The 18189-nt window shown below is 67.8% G+C and carries 14 protein-coding genes and 1 pseudogene; 12 read left to right on the top strand and 3 right to left on the bottom strand.

What is annotated here, in order from left to right:
• Positions 1-403: 403 nt before the first annotated feature.
• Both SPOPO_RS27140 and SPOPO_RS0102115 read left to right on the top strand, forming a co-directional pair.
• On the top strand, positions 404-1354 hold the full coding sequence (locus SPOPO_RS27140; protein ID WP_245541674.1) for a multicopper oxidase family protein: 951 nt from the start codon (positions 404-406) through the stop codon (positions 1352-1354).
• Complete coding sequence (locus SPOPO_RS0102115; RefSeq protein ID WP_019873129.1) at positions 1351-3261, top strand: copper resistance CopC/CopD family protein; 1911 nt, start codon at positions 1351-1353, stop codon at positions 3259-3261. The genes SPOPO_RS27140 and SPOPO_RS0102115 overlap by 4 nt, the downstream gene beginning before the upstream one ends.
• Positions 3262-3328: 67 nt before the next feature.
• Here the strand turns inward: SPOPO_RS0102115 and SPOPO_RS27135 are convergent, their stop codons facing one another.
• Positions 3329-3931: a DUF305 domain-containing protein gene (locus SPOPO_RS27135; protein WP_019873128.1), complete on the bottom strand. Its 603-nt coding sequence runs from the start codon at positions 3929-3931 to the stop codon at positions 3329-3331.
• 106 nt (positions 3932-4037) lie between these two features.
• Here SPOPO_RS27135 and SPOPO_RS27130 point away from each other — a divergent pair, with 106 nt between their 5' ends.
• The 8 genes from SPOPO_RS27130 (at position 4038) to SPOPO_RS0102070 (ending at position 13910) form a co-directional block, all read left to right on the top strand.
• On the top strand, positions 4038-4433 hold the full coding sequence (locus SPOPO_RS27130; protein ID WP_051098260.1) for an ArsR/SmtB family transcription factor: 396 nt from the start codon (positions 4038-4040) through the stop codon (positions 4431-4433).
• Positions 4430-6394: a heavy metal translocating P-type ATPase gene (locus SPOPO_RS0102100; protein ID WP_019873126.1), complete on the top strand. Its 1965-nt coding sequence runs from the start codon at positions 4430-4432 to the stop codon at positions 6392-6394. Before SPOPO_RS27130 ends, SPOPO_RS0102100 begins: the two co-directional genes overlap by 4 nt.
• Entirely contained in the window at positions 6391-6903 is a 513-nt protein-coding gene (locus SPOPO_RS0102095) for a signal peptidase II (RefSeq protein ID WP_028984447.1), read from the top strand. Before SPOPO_RS0102100 ends, SPOPO_RS0102095 begins: the two co-directional genes overlap by 4 nt.
• Positions 6904-7782: 879 nt before the next feature.
• Positions 7783-8790: a TerC/Alx family metal homeostasis membrane protein gene (locus tag SPOPO_RS0102090; RefSeq protein ID WP_019873124.1), complete on the top strand. Its 1008-nt coding sequence runs from the start codon at positions 7783-7785 to the stop codon at positions 8788-8790.
• 411 nt (positions 8791-9201) lie between these two features.
• A complete protein-coding gene (locus SPOPO_RS27125; protein WP_084670845.1) occupies positions 9202-10212 on the top strand; it encodes an ABC transporter ATP-binding protein in 1011 nt (336 codons plus the stop codon).
• Between the two features lie 2 nt (positions 10213-10214).
• Positions 10215-12332: an ABC transporter permease subunit gene (locus SPOPO_RS0102080; protein ID WP_019873122.1), complete on the top strand. Its 2118-nt coding sequence runs from the start codon at positions 10215-10217 to the stop codon at positions 12330-12332.
• On the top strand, positions 12325-12969 hold the full coding sequence (locus SPOPO_RS0102075; protein WP_245541672.1) for a hypothetical protein: 645 nt from the start codon (positions 12325-12327) through the stop codon (positions 12967-12969). Before SPOPO_RS0102080 ends, SPOPO_RS0102075 begins: the two co-directional genes overlap by 8 nt.
• 191 nt (positions 12970-13160) lie before the next feature.
• On the top strand, positions 13161-13910 hold the full coding sequence (locus SPOPO_RS0102070) for a cytochrome c biogenesis CcdA family protein (RefSeq protein WP_019873120.1): 750 nt from the start codon (positions 13161-13163) through the stop codon (positions 13908-13910).
• A 48-nt stretch (positions 13911-13958) separates the two neighbouring features.
• Here SPOPO_RS0102070 and SPOPO_RS32215 read toward each other — a convergent pair whose 3' ends face one another.
• Together SPOPO_RS32215 and SPOPO_RS0102060 are read right to left on the bottom strand one after the other, a co-directional pair.
• Positions 13959-14930: a lytic transglycosylase domain-containing protein gene (locus tag SPOPO_RS32215; protein WP_019873119.1), complete on the bottom strand. Its 972-nt coding sequence runs from the start codon at positions 14928-14930 to the stop codon at positions 13959-13961.
• Between the two features lie 197 nt (positions 14931-15127).
• Positions 15128-16510, bottom strand: coding sequence for a multicopper oxidase family protein (locus tag SPOPO_RS0102060; protein ID WP_019873118.1), 1383 nt, complete (start codon positions 16508-16510; stop codon positions 15128-15130).
• Between the two features lie 872 nt (positions 16511-17382).
• On the opposite strand from SPOPO_RS0102060, the gene SPOPO_RS0102055 reads away from it, so the two are divergent.
• The gene (locus tag SPOPO_RS0102055) at positions 17383-17562 is read left to right on the top strand and encodes an RGCVC family protein (protein WP_019872882.1); all 180 of its coding nucleotides are present in this window, start codon (positions 17383-17385) and stop codon (positions 17560-17562) included.
• Positions 17563-17822: 260 nt separating this feature from the next.
• Positions 17823-18189 (top strand): annotated as a pseudogene (locus tag SPOPO_RS34690) (hypothetical protein); the annotation flags it as partial.

Below are 18189 nucleotides of genomic sequence, written 5' to 3'. Positions count from 1 at the left end.
CCCGTGCGGGGCAGGCTACTAGGCCGGTGGATCCGCCGAGGACGGGCGCGGGATCCGTGACCCGAAGCAGCGAGACGGTTTGTTGATCGGCCGGTAACAGTGATGAGCCGTCTCCGAAACGACGGCTTGTACTAATCGCCGTAGGAGACGCCTCGCACCGGTCGAGCGGTCCGCGCGGACGAGTGCCGACGGGCGGGCACGACTACCCATTCAGAAGGGAACCACCGTCGTGGTCGGACGCCCCCGTACCCCCCGGCTGTCGCCTCGCAGGACAGGCGACGGGGACGCGCGTCACGTCGCCCTCGCCACCGCGGCGGCGTTGCTGATCCTCGCGGCGTTCCCGGCGCTAGCCCTATTGGTCCCTGGGTCTGAGGCTTCGGCATCCGTCTCGCAAGCGGGGTCTGTGTCCGACGCCGCACCGGCGCTGCCCGACCTCACGCAGACCTCTCAGGAACCGAAAGACCTAGGGGACGGCACAACGCTGGCCGCGTGGAGACTGGTCGATGGAGTCAAGGTGTTCGATCTCGTCCTGGCGCCGAAGAAGCACGAGACTGAGCCGGGGCGGGTCAAGGACGGCCTGTCCGTCAACGGCACAATCCCGGCGCCGACGATCCGCGTCAACCAGGGCGACAAGCTGAGGTTCAACGTCGTCAACAAGATGGCCGAGGGGACCTCGATTCACTGGCACGGCATGGACTTGCCGAACGAGCAGGACGGTGTGCCGGGCGTCACCCAGAAGACGATCCCCCCGCAGGGCAACTTCGCCTACGAGTGGACCGCGATCAGCACCGGGACGCACTGGTACCACTCCCACATGCACGGCGACCAGGAAGGTCGCGGCGTCTTCGGACTGCTTGACGTGGTGCCGCTCGTCGGTGACATCGCATCTGATCGCGACTACACGATGATCTTCTCCGACGGCGCGCTCGGATTCGTCATCAACGGCAAGAGCTTCCCGGCCACTACCCGGATGGCGGCCCGGGTTGGCGAGCGCGTCCGGATCCGGCTCATCGGCGCCGGACCCGAGATGATCCACTCCATTCATCTGCACCTAGGCTTCTTCGAAGTGGTGGCGCAAGACGGGAACAGGCTGCCTCAGCCGTACAAGGCCGACACCCTCCTACTCGGGATCGGACAGACTTTCGACCTCGTCTGGGTCCCCACGCGCGAAGGTGCCTGGATGATGCACTGTCACATCTTCAGCCACTCGGAAACGAAGGCCGGGATGACCGGCATGGCCACGCTGTTCGACGTAGCGCCGGCGAACCCGGTCACAGCTCCCCGCATCCCGCTCAGTGTTTCAGGTGCAGCCGCCACACCGGCTCACGCGACCAGAGAACAGCACACCGGATGAGAGCTCAGCTGTGGCGTGCGATCGCGGGCCTGCTCGTCGCGACCGTCCTGGCGAGCATTGCGGTGGTGATCTCGGCGGGACCGGCGGCCGCCCACGCTGACCTCGTGAGCACCTCGCCTCGGGCGGATCAGGTCTTGGACACTCCACCCGGCGGTATCGAACTGATCTTCAGTGACAGCATCGATCTCGACACGTCGGTGGTACGGGTGGTCGAGCCCAACGGCGCGGTGACCGACGGGCTGGGCGCCCTGACCCACGTCGGAGACAACGCCGCCTCGATCGCCGTAGACCTGCCGGACTCCCTGAGCCGCGGAACACGATCGGTGGTCTACCGCGTGGTGTCCACCGACGGACATCCGGTCCAGGGAGCCTTCCAGTTCAGCGTCGGGGTGGCGACCGCCTCGGCAGCCCCAGACGTGCTGGGCGAAACCGACGACCTGCTCGGCCTTGGTCTCGGTATCGCCCGCTGGGTCGCGTTCGTCGGCTTGGCGCTTGCCCTCGGAACGTTGCTGCTGGTGTTCACCGCCTGGCCGGCCGGACTGACCGTGTCGTCGGTGCGAAGGCTGCTCTGGATCGGCTTGGGTTCCCTCTCCCTCGCATCCCTGGCGAGCTTCGCCCTCTACGGCCCCTACATTTCCGGGGCGGGAATCGCCGACAGCGTCGATCCGGAACTCTTCGACCTGTCGCTCGGAACCCGGGTTGGTCAACTACTCGTGCTCCGGTTGACCGTGCTGGCGCTCGTCAGCGTGGGCCTCTATTTCTGGCTGCGGCGATCGCGCACGCAATCACCTCCCGAGGTTCCCGACGCGAATCCGCGGGAGTTGGCCGGCGCGCGTCCCGCGCTCGCAACCTTGCTCATCGGCGGAGTGCTGGCTTTGACCTGGAGCTTGGCCACCCACAGTGCGGATGGCGGCGGGTCAGTCCTTACCTTGCCGGTGGATCTGGCTCACATGCTGGCGATGAGCGCTTGGCTGGGAGGAATGCCAGCCTTGCTCGTACTTCTGCTGCGGGTGCGGGAGTCTGCCGCGTTGTCTCGGGCTGTTCCGGTGTTCTCCCGCACGGCCACCGTGTGCGTGCTGACGCTGGTGGCAACCGGGGTGCTGCAGACGTGGCGGCAGGTGGGTTCGGCGGATGCACTCACCTCCACGGCCTACGGCGGCTGGCTGATCGTCAAACTCGCCTTGGTCGCAGGGATCCTGGCCCTGGGTGCCCTCGCCCGGTGGTGGGCCGCCCCTCACCTGTTGGCCACTCTCAAGACCGACCGGAGGCCAAAGGGACGTCGGGCCACCTCGGTGTCGACCTCACGTCAGCCTGCGGCCGTCACCGCTGCCGGCACAGGCCCGTTCGGCCGCCTGGTGGCGATCGAGACCAGTCTCGGTGCGGTCGTGCTGGCTGTGACCGCCACGCTTGTCAGCACCCAGCCGGCGGAAGCGGCGCATCGGTCCAAGCAGGCCGCGGCCTCTGCCGAGGCAACGCCTCTGATGCTGGTCGCCTCGGCCATCGAGACGACCGTGGGATTCCGGCTGGCCGCACTCACGCCAAACCAGGAGCCCAGCGCTTTCGTGACGCCCTTGGTCGTCCCGCCGGGACCAGCCCAAGGCCGAGGCTTCGTGGAGGCTGTGATCAGTCCCGCGTTCGGTGGTCTACCCAACGAACTACACATCTCCGTGACCGACGATCTCGGTAAGCCGTATGAGATCGCGGTGGCGGCCATCGACCTGCGTGCAGTTGGAGGGACGGAGCGTTCGTCCCGCTACGGGTTGCGCAGTACTGGACAAGGCCACTTCGCGGCGGCCTTCACCGTGCCTAGCGCTGGCAAGTGGCAGCTGGGCATCAGCGTCCGCGACGCCGCCGGAATGGAAGCGCTCATCCTCGTGCCATTCGAAGCCAGCCCATCCATCATCTGACCCTGACACGGCCGCGATGCATGAGGTCGCCGTCGGGCCTGAGAGGCGTCACCTTAGGGCAACTCCCTCAGGCGCCGACCTTGACGCCGCGTTGGCGGAGCAGATCCTTCAACAGCGTGATCTCGTCCCGCTGGACACGAAGAATCGTCGTCACGAGATCCCGAACGGCCGGGTCGTCAGTCTGGGCCAACACCTTCTCGGACATGACGACGCCCGCCTCATGATGCGGAATCATCAGCTCGAAGAATCGAATCCCGACCGCCTTGCGCGAGAGCGTCCCGAGCTTGTCGATCTCGCCCTGGCTCACCATGCCCATCGCGGCCGGGCCCATGGTGTGGTTACCGTTGGCGTCGTCCATGAAGATCGGCCCCACGGACGGCAGTCCCCATACGACGAGCAGGGCGCGCATCTGTCCGATCTCCTGCTGCTGACTCAGCGCCAGGTCCGAGGCGATCTCCCGGATCTGGGGATCCGACGAGCGATCCCGTGCGATGACCGCCATCTCGATCGCCTGCGCGTGGTGGTTCTGCATGTCGCGGGCGAATGCCGCCTCGGCGCTGGTTGTTGACGGGTGCGCCGATCCCGCATCGGAGTGATCGAGGTTGAAGATCGTCAGCGCCCCGGACATGAACGCAGCCGCCCCGATGACCGTCGAGTGCACCCAGCCCATGGATCGAAAGCGTGCGCCATTGATGTTTCGACAAATGGTCATCGGCGTTGCAGCTCCATCACTGGCATGCCGCTGACCTACCGCCCTACTTTGCTATCATCGTCTTATGGCGATTGATCGACGAGCGGCTTGTTCACCGGGAGGCGCCGAAGACGCGGCCCTGAGCGCGGCTGGGGCGTTGTTCCACAGCCTCGCGGATGTCACCCGTCTGGCGATCGTCACCCGTCTGGCGGGTGGCGAGGCTCGGGTCGTCGATCTCATGGAGCAGCTCGGCCTGGCGCAGTCCACGGTGTCGGCCCACGTGGCGTGCCTGCGGGACTGTGGCCTGGTGATCGGGCGGCCGGAGGGGCGGCAGATCTTCTACAGCCTGGCCCGCCCAGAGCTTTTCGACCTGCTGGCGGCCGCCGAGACCCTGCTGGCGGCGACGGGCAACGCAGTCGCACTCTGCCCGGTGTACGGCACGGCCGACCCAGAAATCGGAAGGAAGGATAAGCGGCGATGAGCGACGCGTGCGGCTGCGGTGGCGGCGACACTGCCGACGGTGAAGAGCGGGAGCCCGAGGCCTTCTGGCAAATCCGTGAGCTGCAGTTCGCGGTGATCTCGGGTGTACTTCTGGTCTCAGCCTGGCTCACCGGGCGCAGTTCCGGCGGCGCCGACGCGGCGACCGCCGCGATGGAGTGGCTGGCGCTCATCGTGGGCGCTTACACCTTCGTGCCCGCGACGCTGCTCCGGCTGGTCGAGCGCAAGATCGGCGTAGGGACGCTGATGACGATCGCCGCGGTCGGTGCCGTCCTTCTCGGGGAGGTCGGCGAGGCCGCGATGCTGGCATTCCTGTTCTCGATCAGCGAAGGGCTGGAGGAGTACTCGCTGGCGCGCACCCGGCGCGGTCTGCGTGCGCTGCTGTCCCTCGTCCCCGCGGAAGCGACGGTCGTGCGGAACGGGGTGGAGACCGTCGTGGCCCCTACTGAACTCCGGGTCGGGGACCGCATGCTGGTCAGGCCCGGGGAGCGAATCGCCACCGACGGGGTCATCACCGAGGGTCGGACCGCGCTGGACGTCTCGGCCATCACCGGCGAATCCGTGCCGGTCGAGGTCGGCCCGGGCAGTGAGGTCTTCGCCGGCTCCATCAACGGCACCGGTGCGCTCACCGTCGAGGTGACCACGACCGCGGAGGACAACTCTCTGGCCCGCATCGTCAAGATCGTGGAGGCCGAACAGTCCCGCAAGGGGGCGAGTCAGCGGCTCGCCGACAGAATCGCCAAGCCGCTGGTGCCGGGGATCATGGTCGCCGCGGCAGTGATCGCGGCCCTGGGCAGTCTCTTCGGGGACCCGTCTACCTGGATCGAGCGCGCCCTAGTCGTGCTGGTCGCGGCCTCGCCGTGTGCGCTGGCCATCTCCGTGCCCGTCGCCGTGGTCGCCGCGGTCGGCGCGGCCAGCCGGATCGGCGTGCTGGTCAAGGGGGGCGCCGCGCTGGAGGCCTTGGGCCGGGTGCGCGGAGTGGCGTTCGACAAGACGGGGACGCTGACCGCGAACCGGCCGACCGTCGTTGATGTGGCCGCAGCTGACGGGGTGTCACGCGGAACCGTGCTGGACGTGGCCGCCGCCCTCGAGGCCCGCAGCGAACACCCCCTCGCCCGCGCGATCCTCGCGGCAACCGACGATGTCCGTCCGGCCGAAGGGGTGGAGGCGGTGACCGGTGCCGGGCTCACTGGGCGCCGGGACGGGCAGCTCCTACGCCTCGGCCGTCCGGGATGGCTCGACGCCGGATCACTGGCCGGGGACGTCGAGCGGATGCAAGGCGCCGGGGCAACTGTCGTGCTCGTCGAGCGCGACGGAACGTTGCTAGGTGCGGTCGCGGTCCGGGACGAGCTGCGCCCGGAGGCGGCCGATGTCGTCGCGCAGCTGCGCCGCGACGGCTACGCGGTGGCCATGCTCACCGGTGACAACCGCACCACCGCCGCCGCGCTCGCTGCCCGAATTGGAATCGAGGCGGTGCACGCCGAGCTCCGTCCGGAGGACAAGGCGCGGCTGATCGAGGAGCTGGGCCGCTCCCGGTCGATGGCCATGGTGGGGGACGGGGTCAACGACGCCCCGGCGCTGGCGACGGCGGACCTCGGGATTGCCATGGGCGCCATGGGATCGGACGTTGCCATCGAGACCGCCGATGTCGCCCTCATGGGTGAGGACCTGCGTCACCTGCCGCTGGCGTTCAGGCACGCTCGACGCGCCCGGCGCATCATGCTGCAGAACATCGGGCTGTCCTTGGCCCTCATCACCGCGCTGATGCCCCTGGCGCTGCTCGGGGTGCTCGGCCTCGCGGCCGTGGTTCTCGTGCACGAACTCGCCGAGGTCGTCGTCATCGCCAACGGAGTCCGTGCCGGGCGAACCAAGCCGGTTGGCCTGCCGCCGGCGCGGCACCCGAGCGAGTCTGCCCGGCCGGCGCTGGCCGGTACGGCGTCGTGACGGTCGGAGATCCGACGCCTCGTGCCGTCGCAGTGACCCGGGTGCGTGCCCTCGCGCTCACCGGCGCCGGGGTGTTGGCCGCGCTCGATCTGAGCCTCAAGGCCTGGGCCGAACGCGATCTCTCCGACGGCCAGGCGGTCGACCTCGCCCTGATCGAGCTTCGCCTGGTGTTCAACCCCGGCGTGGCCTTCGGTCTGGGCAGCGCTCTGCCGAGCGCATTGGTGCTGGCGGTGACCGGAACGATCGTCGCCGGTCTGGCGGTCTTCGTGTGGCGCACGCCCGGCACCGGTGCACCCGTCACGGCATTCGCCCTGGTGGTGGTGCTGGCCGGGGCGGTGTCCAATCTCGCCGACCGAGCGGCGGACGGGGTGGTCACCGACTATCTGCACACCGGCTGGTTCCCGACCTTCAACGGGGCGGATGTGCTCATCACCGTCGGCGGGTTCGCCTTAGTTCTCGGCAGCCTTCGTGCCCCGTCGCCGCGGTCGGGCCCCGCGGCCTCGCCGTGACGGACGCGGACGAGCTGGGTGAACTATGCGTAGTAGTAGGTTGGAGTGGCAGGGGCAGGGTGGGTTCTCGTGCTGATTGGGCCGGCGGCCGCGACCGTTGGACGGTGGCACGAGGATCCATTCGGCGCAGCAAGTCGTCGACATTGCGGAGCGGGCATGAGCTGGTGGCAGGTACTGGCCGTGTTCATCGGGATTCCTGTCGCTGTCGTCGCCTTGATTAGCACCGCCGTACTCCTAGGCTCCGGCCGAGAACCGGAATCTCTCGATGCTGCACAGAACGCTTCGCCTGTTGCCGAGGTTGAGGCTCCGCCTAGTGGCGATGACCCGGATTCGGCCGAACTGCCGGAGGCTACCGACCGAGGGGAAGGCTCCAAGTAACGCGAGTTTGCAGATGTTGAGTCTGGTGTACCGAATCCCCTCACGGAGAGTGGGCTCCCGGCTGCTGGTACGGCATCTCGTGCGGTGCTCTGGCACACGGAGTTGAGATCGGAGCGACCTTGCGAGAGCCCTCGTCCTGGGGTTCTTCGATGAAGTCGCTCGCGACAAGTGCGAGTACCCCTTCGACCTAGCAGTCCCTTCTTCGTGCGTGCCGGAGGGCGGGGCGGAGTCAATGCCGCCGGATAGACACCGTCAGATGGGGAACTGCTTCACTCTCTCTGGTGCCGGTCCTCCACCGGTGCGAACCAAAGAGCCCGTCTCGGGCCCGGACATATCGACTACTAGAGACCGTAGTAGTAGGCTGCCCGTCAACGCGCCACGTCACGGTTGCGTGACCTGCTTCACGCGGCGAATGGCTCGTCCTCGCCGCGGGAAGCGGAACGTTGCGGCGGTCCGGGTCGTAGTCCGTAGAGGGCGAGGGCGCCCCGAGAAGGGGCGGCGTTGGACCTCGAGATCAGTGCACTGACCTGGACGCTGACGGTGGCCCTCGTGCTGGGGCTGCTGGCGTTCGATCTCGTCCTCGGCGCCCTTCGCCCGCACAAGGTCGGTTTCGCCGAAGCGGCGGCCTGGACTCTGTTCTACATCGGCGTCGCGATCGCGTTCGGGACCTGGTTCACGATCGCCCACGGCAGCGACTACGGCACCGAGTTCTTCGCCGGCTACATCGTCGAGTACAGCCTGTCGGTCGACAACCTGTTCGTCTTCGTCATCATCATGACCACCTTCGCAGTCCCCGAGGCGCACCAGCAGAAGGTGCTGACCTTCGGCATCGTGCTCGCCCTCGCGATGCGGGCCGTCTTCATCCTGCTCGGCGCGGCGCTGCTCGCCGTGTTCTCGTTCATGTTCCTGCTGTTCGGGCTGCTGCTGATGTTCACGGCGGTCCAGCTGTTCCGCCACCGTGACGAGGACCCGGACATCGAAAGCAATGGCGTGGTGCGCCCGGCCCGGCGCCTGTTGCCGGTGACCGACACCTTCGTCGACGGCAAGCTCGTCACCAAGGTGGACGGCCGGAAGATGGTCACGCCGCTTCTGATCGTGCTGCTCGCGATCGGCTCGATCGACCTGCTGTTCGCCCTCGACTCGATCCCCGCGGTGTTCGGCGTCACCGAGGAGGCGTACATCGTCTTCGCCGCGAACGCCTTCGCCCTGATGGGCCTGCGGGCGTTGTTCTTCCTGGTCAAGGGCCTGCTCGACCGGCTGGTCTACCTGTCCACCGGCCTGGCGATCATCCTCGGTTTCATCGGGGTCAAGCTGATCCTCCACTGGCTGAACGAGGACGTCACCCACGACCTGCCGGAGGTCAGCACGCCGGTCAGCCTCGCCGTCATCGTCGTGATCCTCACCGTCGTGACGGTGGCCAGCCTGATCAAGACCCGCAACGACCCGACGGCCAAGGCGCACGCCGGGGCGGTACTGGGCTCGACCGCGAAGTCGCACTCCGAGCACTGAGTCCTCCCGCCCTGACGCGAGGGGGGCCTGGAGATACTTCTGCGTGGTCTGGATCTGGCTGGTCCCATGCGGTCCATCACCGTCTTTAGATCCTCCGCCGGTTAGCAGCCAGGATGCGTGAGTGTGGCGGGGCCGGCGGGGCCGGCGAACCGGCGGGCGCTGGAGCCAAGAGGCGAGAACTACTATGCTCCGTAGCAGCCGTCTTCCGCCGGGGACGGGTCTAAAGGTTCGGGCGGTCCAGCCATCGTCGTCACCCGACAGCCACGCTTCCGGTCGCGGAAAACGAGCAACGTACCGTCCGCGCTAGGTCGGAGGGGTCCTGAGCGCGCGGGGAGGTCGCGAAACGGTGACAGATGGCTGTGCCTCACCCTGGGTGCAACAACGGTCTCTAGCGTCGCCCGGATGCCCGACATGAGCGCGCCTGCCGACACTTCTCGGGCCGTCTCGGGAGCTCGGGAATCCGACGGCAAGTCGTTGCTGGCCGTCAGCCAGCTGACCCGCCGTTACGGCACGCGCACCGCCGTGGACGACGTGTCCTTCACCCTCGGGCCGGGCATCGCCGGGCTGCTCGGGCCCAATGGCGCCGGCAAGTCCTCGCTGATGACCTGCATGGCGGGCATCGCCGCCTGGGACGCCGGGACCATCCGGATCGGCGACGCCGACGTCGCCCGTAATCCTCGCGCGGCCCGCAAGCTGCTCGGCTTCATGCCCGAGCGGGTCGCCTTCCCGAACGAGATGCGGGTGACCGAGTACCTGGCATTCGCGGCCGAGGCCAAGCGGATCCCACGCGCGGAACGAAGTGCTGCCGTGGAACTCGCGATCTCCCGGACCGGACTCGGCGCCGTACCGGACCGGATCGTCGGCAACCTGTCTAAAGGCAACAAGCAGCGCGTCGGCATGGCCCAGGCGTTGATGGGCGACCCGCTGGTCACGATCCTCGACGAGCCGATGAACGGCCTGGACCCGCTCAACATCCTGGACATGCGCTCGATGCTTCAGGAGTACGGGCGGACCCGCTCGGTGATCGTGTCCACGCACCTGCTCACCGACGCCCGGCTGATGTGCAACAACGTGCTGGTGATGGCGTTGGGCAAGCTGGTCTACCGGGGTGCGCCCTCGGAGATGGCCGAGGGCATGGGCCACGCGGTGCGGCTGCGGATCCGGATCCACGACCCCGGGGTCGAACCCGGGGACCCCGGCGATCTGGTGGAGGGAACCTCGTTGATCGCGGTCGAACCGGACGCCCGCGGGGTCACCGCGCTGGTCCAGGCGCGCGACGACGCCGCGGTGGCGGAGCTGGTGCGGGCCTGGTCGGCGAAGTGGCCGGTGACGACGGTGGAGTCCACCGCGGACAGCCTCGAGGAGGCTTTCCGGGAAGCCGTCCTGGGGTCCGCGACCGTGCCTGTGGATGTGGCGGAGTAACCGTGCTGACCCTGCTCAAGCGCGAGCTCACCTCGCTGCTCCTCTGGCCCGCGAGGTACCTGATCGCGGCCGCCTACATCGTGATCTCCGGGATCCTGTTCATCGACCTGGTCAGCTCGAACAACTCCGCCGACCTGGAGTCGTACTACGCGAACACGGTCAACACCCTGCTGGTGATGTGCCCGATCCTGGCCGCCCGCGCGATCGCGGAGGAACGCGCCAGCGGCGCGTTGCAGATCTCGCTGGCCTGGCCGGTGCCGCGCTGGGCGATGGTGCTGAGCAAGTTCGTCGCAAACACTTTGATCACCTGGCTGGTCGTCAGCATCTCCTGGATCTACTACGTCCGCCTCGATTCCATCGCCGAACCGGAGTTCGCCCGCGTGCTGGGCGGCTGGATCGGGCTGCTGCTGCTGTCGGCGATGTTCAACGCGATCTCGCTGGCGATCTCCTCGCGGATGAACACCTCGGTCGGCGCGGCCTTCCTAGCCTTTGTTGTGCTTCTGGTGCTGCGCCTGATCGAGTTCCTGCCGGACAACCTGGAAGGCAAGGTGGACCAGTTCAGCCCGCTGACCCGGCTGAACCCGTTGCTCGACGGCGTGCTCCCCGCCGAGGATGTCGCGTACTTCGTGGTGCTCGCGGCCGCGGCGCTCGCCATCGCGGTGTACAGCCTTGGGCGGCGGCGCGCGGGCTCGAACCGCCCTGTAATGGTGCAGCGCGTCGCCGCCTTCATCGGCGTGACCGCTTTCGTCGTAGGCGCGCCCTCGGTGGCCGGTGCCGCCTCCGGCGAGATCGACCTGACCCCCGGCGACCGGGAGACCGTCTCGGCGGCCACGCAGGAGATCATTGACAAGCTCGGGAAAACTCCGATCACCCTCACCGCATTCTCGCCGAGTCTCAGCTTGCAGGCGAGCCAGGCCCGGGCGACGGTGCGCAAGTACGAGGCTGCGGGCGCGAAGATCGAGCTCAAGGTCATCGATCCGGACATCTCGCCGGCTCTGGCACGGGCGTCCGGGGTGATCGACTACAACGACTATCTGTTGACCGTTGGCGGCAAGTCCCGGGAGATCGACGATCTGGTCGAGAGTGCGCTGACCGCCGCGATCACGCAGCTCGGGGAGACCGATCCACCGCTGGCGTGCTTCATCCAGGGCCACGACGAGCGCCGGATCAACGACGTTCAGGACGAAGGGCTGACCTCGTTCGCCGCCCGTCTTCGGATCATCGGCTGGCGGACCAGCGAGGTGTTCCTGTCCGGAACGGACGCTCCCCAGCTGCTCCGGCAGTGCGAGGTCGTGCTTGTGATCGGCCCGGGCTCGAGGATCCCGATCAAAGAGCTACAGATTCTGCAGGACTACACCAGGAAGCAGGGCCGGCTCGTCGTGGCCGCAGACCCCGTGCGAGGCGATATCGGACAGCTCAACCAACTCGTCACCCCGTGGGGACTGAAATTCCTGCCCGAGCCGCTGCGCGACCCGCAGTCCGTGGCCGGCGATTCCGCCGCCATCATCTCCTCGCGCTACCCGTCGGCATCCTCCGTCGTTGACACCTTGAACAAGGACGACACTCCAGTGCTGTTCAGCAACACCCTGGCGATCGATAAGGCCGGCCCCGACGGCGACGAAGGTCCCCAGGTCGCGCCGCTGGTTCAGAGCAGTCCGAAGAGCTATCGGGTCGACAAGACTGGCAAGCTGATCCCTCAGACCGAAGGGGTGCACACCCTCGCCGGCTTCACCTACATTCCGGAGCGCGAGGCACCCGGGGAGACCCCGCGACTCACTAGCACTCGGGTGGGCGTGCTCGGCACCGCGAACGCCGCGTCGAACCTCTACCAGAAGTCCTTCGGCAACCAGGATCTGGTGGTCCGGTTGACGCAGTTCATCGCCGGCGAGGACGTGATCATCTCCGCGTACCGCGAGGTCGGGCAGAACGCGCAGTTCCAGATCACCGGCGCCCCAACGCACCTCGTTGATCCGGCAGACCGTCGTGCTGCCGACGCTCGCTGCGCTCGTGTTCGTGCCGTTCGTGTACTTCCGGCTGAGGCGAGGGTGAGGGCGCAGTCGCGGCCCCCGTCTGCATCGCCCTCCTGCTCGTTTGGATTTCAGGGACGTGATGGTGGGTGAGGCAAGCGTGACGAAAATTGGCGTAACAATCCTCAACTACTGTCACGAGCCGATCGAGACGGTGAACGCCCCCCGAATGCTCGGAGGTAAATCGATGCGGTTTCTGCGGAGTGCGGCGGCCGGGGTGCTGGCCGTCGGCCTGGCCACCCTCGGACCCGGCGCGGCGCCGGTCTCCGCCCACAGCGGTGGCAAGGCTGTGGTGCTCGTCGCGGATCTCACTCTCAGTCCGGAGGGTAGCGGGTGGAAGGCCAGCACAACCTTGGTCGACGGCGATTCGGGTGAGCCGCTTCGTGGGATTGATATCAAGGCGCTGCTCGGATCGCCAGTGAAGACCGTGACCCTGGTCCAGGGATCAACGCTGGGGAATTACGTCGCGCCGCTGGGCGCGCTGCCGGTCGGCCCGACGCACCTCGAGCTCAAGGTTCGCACTCTTCCGGGCGCCGAACCGGTGGTCCCCTTCGACAAGGGGTGGGACTTCACCCTGACGGCCGGTCAGCCCGTGGAAGTGGCGAGCGAGACGGTCGGCGAGAGGAGTGGCAACGTAGCGCTGATTCTCAGCGCGGCTGGTGCAGTGATCCTGATCGCGTTGCTCTACGGTCTGTTCTCCATGCGTCGCAGAACCCAGGGCCTCACCTAGCTCCACTAGTCGTAGCGGCGTTTCCACCGCCCAGACGCCACGCGCGACCGCGCGCGCCCGGCCGCCCCAGCGGCCCAACTACGACCGGCCGTAGTATTAGCCGCCCTGTCACTGCTCGAAGCGGACGCAGGCGCGGGAACATCTGCTGCCGCGGAATTTGCAGTGCGCGGCTTCTTCGGACGGGATGGGGCATGGGCGAGTCGTTCGCCGAGACCGTGACCTCGGGCTCGCTGCTGCTCGCCGTCCCTGTGGCTCTGCTGGCCGGCCTCATCTCGTTCGCCTCACCGTGCGTGCTGCCCCTGGTGCCCGGCTACCTGTCGTACGTCACCGGCATGGCCGGCGCCGATCTCGGTGAGGCCCGCCGCGGAAGACTTCTTCTCGGCACCAGCTTGTTCATCCTCGGCTTCGCGGCAGTGTTCGTGTCCTTCGGAGCGCTGTTCGGCTATGCCGGGGCCGAGCTCATCGAGCACGAACGCACGATCAACCGCGTCCTCGGAGTGCTCACGTTCGTCCTCGGACTGAGCTTCCTCGGGTTCCTGCCAGTCATGCAGCGGGACCTCCGTTTCCTGCACCGGGCACCGTCGGCGAGCCTGCTGGCGGCACCACTGCTGGGGGTGCTGTTCGGTGTCGGGTGGGCGCCGTGCATCGGGCCAACACTCGGCGCCGTCCAGGCGTTGGCGTTCGACAGCGCGAGCGCCGGGCGCGGCGCGTTCCTGACCTTCGTCTACAGCATGGGTCTCGGGCTGCCGTTCATCGGCGTGGCCTTGGGAATGCGGCGTCTGCTCGGGGCGGTCAGCTGGGTCCGCGCTCATAATCTCGTGGTGATGCGAACCGGGGGCGTGATGATGTGCCTGCTCGGCGTCCTGCTGGTCAGTGGGATGTGGACGGAGTTATCGATCCAGATGCGCATCTGGACGGCCAACTTCGCGACCGTTGTGTAGGAAGCGCGGCACGTCCGCGGACCGAGCGTGTCGGGCCTGAGGGACGCGCTACACGCCGTCCGGGAAATAGGGAGGCGTCCAGCCGAGGTAGCGCGCGTTCCACGTCTCATCGATCGTCGACGCGGGGACAATGCTGATCCGTCCTGGGGTGATGACGTCGTTGGTGGCGACGTAGCCGTCGCCCAGCGAGATCGCGACGTGGCCGGCGCGCAGGCCGGTGTCCCAGAACATCAGTGCACCGGCGGGGGCGTTGCGCTGCCGGTGGTGGCGTAGCGAGTTCGGCGTGAACAGCCAGTGGTCGATGGCGTAGCGGGTCCCGGAGTGGTCCCACCCGTAGGCTTGGGCGGTGAAGTTGAGGCACAGGCTTAACCAGCCGTAATCACCCGCCATCGAGCGCGCTGACTTGACCGCGTTCGTCGGCGTGCGCGGGTTTGGTAGCGGCGTGTAGAGCGAGCGGGAGGAGTTCGCGACTCCGAGACCCTGCGCGTAGGCCGGTGCGAGCGCCTTGATCTGCGCGATGTACTCGCGCGCGGCGGGCAACTCGGCGAGGCCTCCGACCTTCGCCAGGTAGTTCCATCCCAGCCGGTACGCGGCGAGCGCAAGGGAGAGTCGGTCACCCTTCAGCGGAGACTGCACCGCGGTCCGGTAGTAGTCGCAGAGCATCCGGGCCTGCGCGTCGATGGCGTCGGCGGAGTCCAGGGGACTGTTCGTCCCGTCAGAGTCGGCGTCCTCGCCCCACGCGGCCCACATCCGGGGCGAGAGTTGCGCTAGGCCCTTGGTTCCGGTGTCCTCATCGACCTTGGTGGCGTCCCAGCCACTCTCCACGTCGATCAGCCCGGCCTGCAGGCCGGGCGGGAGGTGGGGACAGGTGTAGGCCGCGTCCTGCAGGGCCGCCCTGAACCGGGCAGGAGCCCCTGCGGCGCTGACCTCCGTCGGTGCGGCCGTGGCGACCGCGAACAGACTGGCAATCAGGGGCAACACCGCACCGCCGATCACAGCGCTGACACGGCGGTGGCGCATGTCTGCTCCTAGCGTGGTCGGACCGCCGGCGGCGGAGAGGGCGCACAGCAGAGCGAAATGGTACGAATCGCCCGCATGATCGTGCGGCGTTTCGTGATTATTCGTAGGGTGCGCTCGACTCAGCCGCAGTGGCGGGAATGCCCGGCTGAGCATCTCGCCGCTCGGGCCGGGAGAAGGTGGCTCACCCGTAAGTGCCGTCAGGCGTAGTCGAACAGGCGAGCCATGCCGTTTTCCATGTGGTAGTGGTTGTGGCAGTGGAACATCCAGGTTCCGCTGTTGTCCGCGACAAAATCGAAACTCGCCACCCCGCCGTTCGGACCCACCAGGGCCGTGTCCTTCAACGGCCCATTCGCGCCGGCCGTGACCACCCAGAACGGGTGGCCGTGCAGGTGCATCGGGTGGGCGAGCGTCGCGGTGTTCGTAAGCCGGATCCGCACCAGCTCCCCGGCCGCGACCTCGAGGGGTTCCGCGTCCGGGTACCGCTGGCCGTTGATCCTGCTGTTCGAGGACAGCGTCAGGTCGTGCACGCGGTCCGGCTCGCCGGTCGGCCGGGAGCGGGATCCGGCGTAGATGAGCTCGTCGTAATCGGCTTGGCGTCCGGTCAACTCGGCCGGGCGCAGGTCCACCGGGGGCGGTGTGCTGACTGCGGCTTCCGCGTACCGCACTACGGCGCGGGCGAACCCCCTCTTGGCCTCCGGCATCGCGGCCAGCTGCCACACGCCGGCATTGTTGGCGGTCACCAGGACGTCATAGCGCTCGCCCATGCCAAGGCGCACCGCGTCGACGGTCACCGGCTCGACCGGAGCGCCGTCGGTGTGCGTGATCGTCATCGCGTGACCTTCGATCGCGACCACGAAGCCGGTGTCCGCGGCGATATTCATCAGGCGCAGCCGGATCCGCTCGCCGGAGCGCACGTCCAGAGTCGGAGGGTCGGCGGCGGGCCGGCCGTTGATCAGGAACATCGGATACACCCGTCCGCCCAGCCGCTCCCCAGGATTCGCTCCGGCCTCCGCGGGGGCGTCCGCCTCCAGGTCGTCCGCCGGCGTCGCGCTCGGGTCCGCGGACGGCATGCTCTGACCGAAGTTGAAGCGCAGCGTAGGACCACGCCCGGACGGCGCACCCGTCGCAGTGCCGCCGTGGTCGCCGCCGTGCGTCCCGGGCTCGGTTACGGCGAGCCCGTCTCGCCAGTCGTCGATCATCAGCGTGAACTCGCGGTCGTAGGCGAGGGCCTCATCCTCGCTGGACTCGACGATCAGCGGCCCGTAGAGGCCACGGTCGAGCTGGTGTCCGACGTGTGCGTGATACATGTGCGAGCCGGCGTCCGGCGCTGTGAACTCGTAGGCGAACTCTTCCCCGATGCCCACCGGCGCCTGGGTGACATACGGCACCCCATCCATGCTGTTCACCAGGTTCACCCCGTGCCAGTGAACGGTGGTCTCCTCCGCCAGCGCGTTGGTCAGCCGCGCGCGCACCACCTCGCCGCGCCGGAGGCGGATCTCCGGCCCCGGCACCATGCCGTTGTAGGCCCACGTGCTGACCACGGTCCCTGCCAGGTCGATCTCGACCGGGGCCGCCGCCAAGGTGCCTGCGGCGCCACCGGGGAGCAGCAGGCCGGGAGGTGGAGTCGGCGCGCTGGTCGGGCTGCTCGTGCCCCGGGCGCCGGGGCCAGACGCATCCTCCGCGCAGCCTGCGATCAGCCCGAGACCGGCGCCAGTGGTGAGGCCGAGAAATCGCCGCCTCGACAGTCCCGACGGATCATCGTGGAGGGTCATCGGTCCTCGGGAGTCCGCCGCTGATTTGGCCCTGCCAACAGGTCGGCGTGAAGCGCAACAGCTGATCAATGGGGATGTTCCTGCCTACGATACTCCGTAGTACACGACGTGAACGCGATCGAGGTTGGCCGTAACGTGCCGACCGTGCGACCTCCAGCGTGCGGTTCCGGTCGTCGACAATCACGGCCGCGAGATCGAGGACCGTTTCTTCCGCGACAGCCTTCGTGCGGATTGCATCGGGCATAGGCAGCTAAGCCACGTGTTCATCGACCTGGGTGGCCGTAGTCTTTCAACTGTGCGTGCCCGTGCCAAAGTGGAGGGTGCGACCACCGGCGGGAGTTCCGCGGGTGACATTGGGCAATTCGGTGCGCTGTCCTAGTAGCAGTTCTAGTAGCAATTCGTCGGCGTGTGTACCTGTACGTCGACGTCCGCGAACCGGCCTGACCTGCAAAGATGGACCCTGACGGACCATCACGAACAGGATCTGGCGACCTTAAACCTCGCTGACCGCAAGGTCGTACGGGTTCGAGTCCCGTCCTGGGCACTGCGTTCTGTTCTGGGCAGTGCGTTCTGCGCGCGAGTCGCCGATCGCCCCGGAACTGCGAAAGCCACGTATGGTGCAAGGACAGGGGCGGTGCACCTGTACCTCCCCTCGCGCAGTCCAGGGGAAGGGAGCGCACATGATCACCTCGGTGAGCGCGTCCCCGGCGACCGAGCTGTGCCACTGCGGTCACGCCGAGGACGAGCACGACCAGATCGCGGCTCGCTACTGCCGCGCGACGGAGTCTGCGGGCTTGGAGCGTGGCTGCACCTGCCCGGTGGGTCCGGACGCGCCCCCGTGGACCTACAACCGGTCCTGACCGTCGCGTCCATGCACTGAGTGGACGAGTTGCAACAGCTGAGGCGATCCGGCCGCCTCACGAGTGATCTCGTGTTGCAACTCGTCCAGTGGCTCCACGGAGCATCTCGCAGCGAGGACGTCGGCCGTTCGGCCCAGGAAAGTCCGCCGGAACGGGCGAGCGGCTCCGCCGGTTCGGTGGACTCACCGTGCCGCGGTCCCCACCGACCCTGAAGAACGAGCGCGCCCAGGGGAGGCGCGCCCGTTCTGGGTGGGGACTTCATGCTCTGTGTTCGTCGTGCTGCTGCACGCCGTGCTGTCGCCGGCACGTTCACCGCAACGCTGATCGCAAGCGGCACGCTGCTGCTGGGGGCGCCGGCGGAGGCCGCGTCCGCGCAGCCCGTCACGACGACGGCCGTGCAGAAGGTGTCGGTCAAGCTGACGAAGGCGATCAGCGGTCTGCCGGTCGCGACCGAGACCCGCTCCGGGTACGCGCGGTCGAAGTTCTCCCACTGGACCGACGCCGACCGCGACTGCCAGGACACCCGCTCCGAGGTGCTGCGGCTGGAGTCGGCGAAGAAGGTCACCGGCTCCTGCACCGTCGTCAGCGGCAAGTGGAAGTCCTACTTCGACGGCAAGACCTGGACCA

This window comes from Sporichthya polymorpha DSM 43042 (assembly GCF_000384115.1).
GTDB classification, from domain to species: domain Bacteria; phylum Actinomycetota; class Actinomycetes; order Sporichthyales; family Sporichthyaceae; genus Sporichthya; species Sporichthya polymorpha.
The sequence above is the reverse complement of the archived record's forward strand: the minus strand, read 5'-3'. Positions and strand labels throughout refer to the sequence as shown.

Bases quoted from the DNA above. Each gene is read 5' to 3' on its own strand.
- SPOPO_RS27130 (WP_051098260.1), top strand. From the start codon at position 4,038: ATGGCGATTGATCGACGAGCGGCTTGTTCACCGGGAGGCGCCGAAGAC.
- SPOPO_RS27135 (WP_019873128.1), bottom strand. From the start codon at position 3,931: ATGGGCTGGGTGCACTCGACGGTCATCGGGGCGGCTGCGTTCATGTCC.
- SPOPO_RS0102070 (WP_019873120.1), top strand. From the start codon at position 13,161: ATGGGCGAGTCGTTCGCCGAGACCGTGACCTCGGGCTCGCTGCTGCTC.
- SPOPO_RS0102100 (WP_019873126.1), top strand. From the start codon at position 4,430: ATGAGCGACGCGTGCGGCTGCGGTGGCGGCGACACTGCCGACGGTGAA.
- SPOPO_RS32215 (WP_019873119.1), bottom strand. From the start codon at position 14,930: ATGCGCCACCGCCGTGTCAGCGCTGTGATCGGCGGTGCGGTGTTGCCC.
- SPOPO_RS0102055 (WP_019872882.1), top strand. From the start codon at position 17,383: ATGATCACCTCGGTGAGCGCGTCCCCGGCGACCGAGCTGTGCCACTGC.
- SPOPO_RS27125 (WP_084670845.1), top strand. From the start codon at position 9,202: ATGAGCGCGCCTGCCGACACTTCTCGGGCCGTCTCGGGAGCTCGGGAA.
- SPOPO_RS0102115 (WP_019873129.1), top strand. From the start codon at position 1,351: ATGAGAGCTCAGCTGTGGCGTGCGATCGCGGGCCTGCTCGTCGCGACC.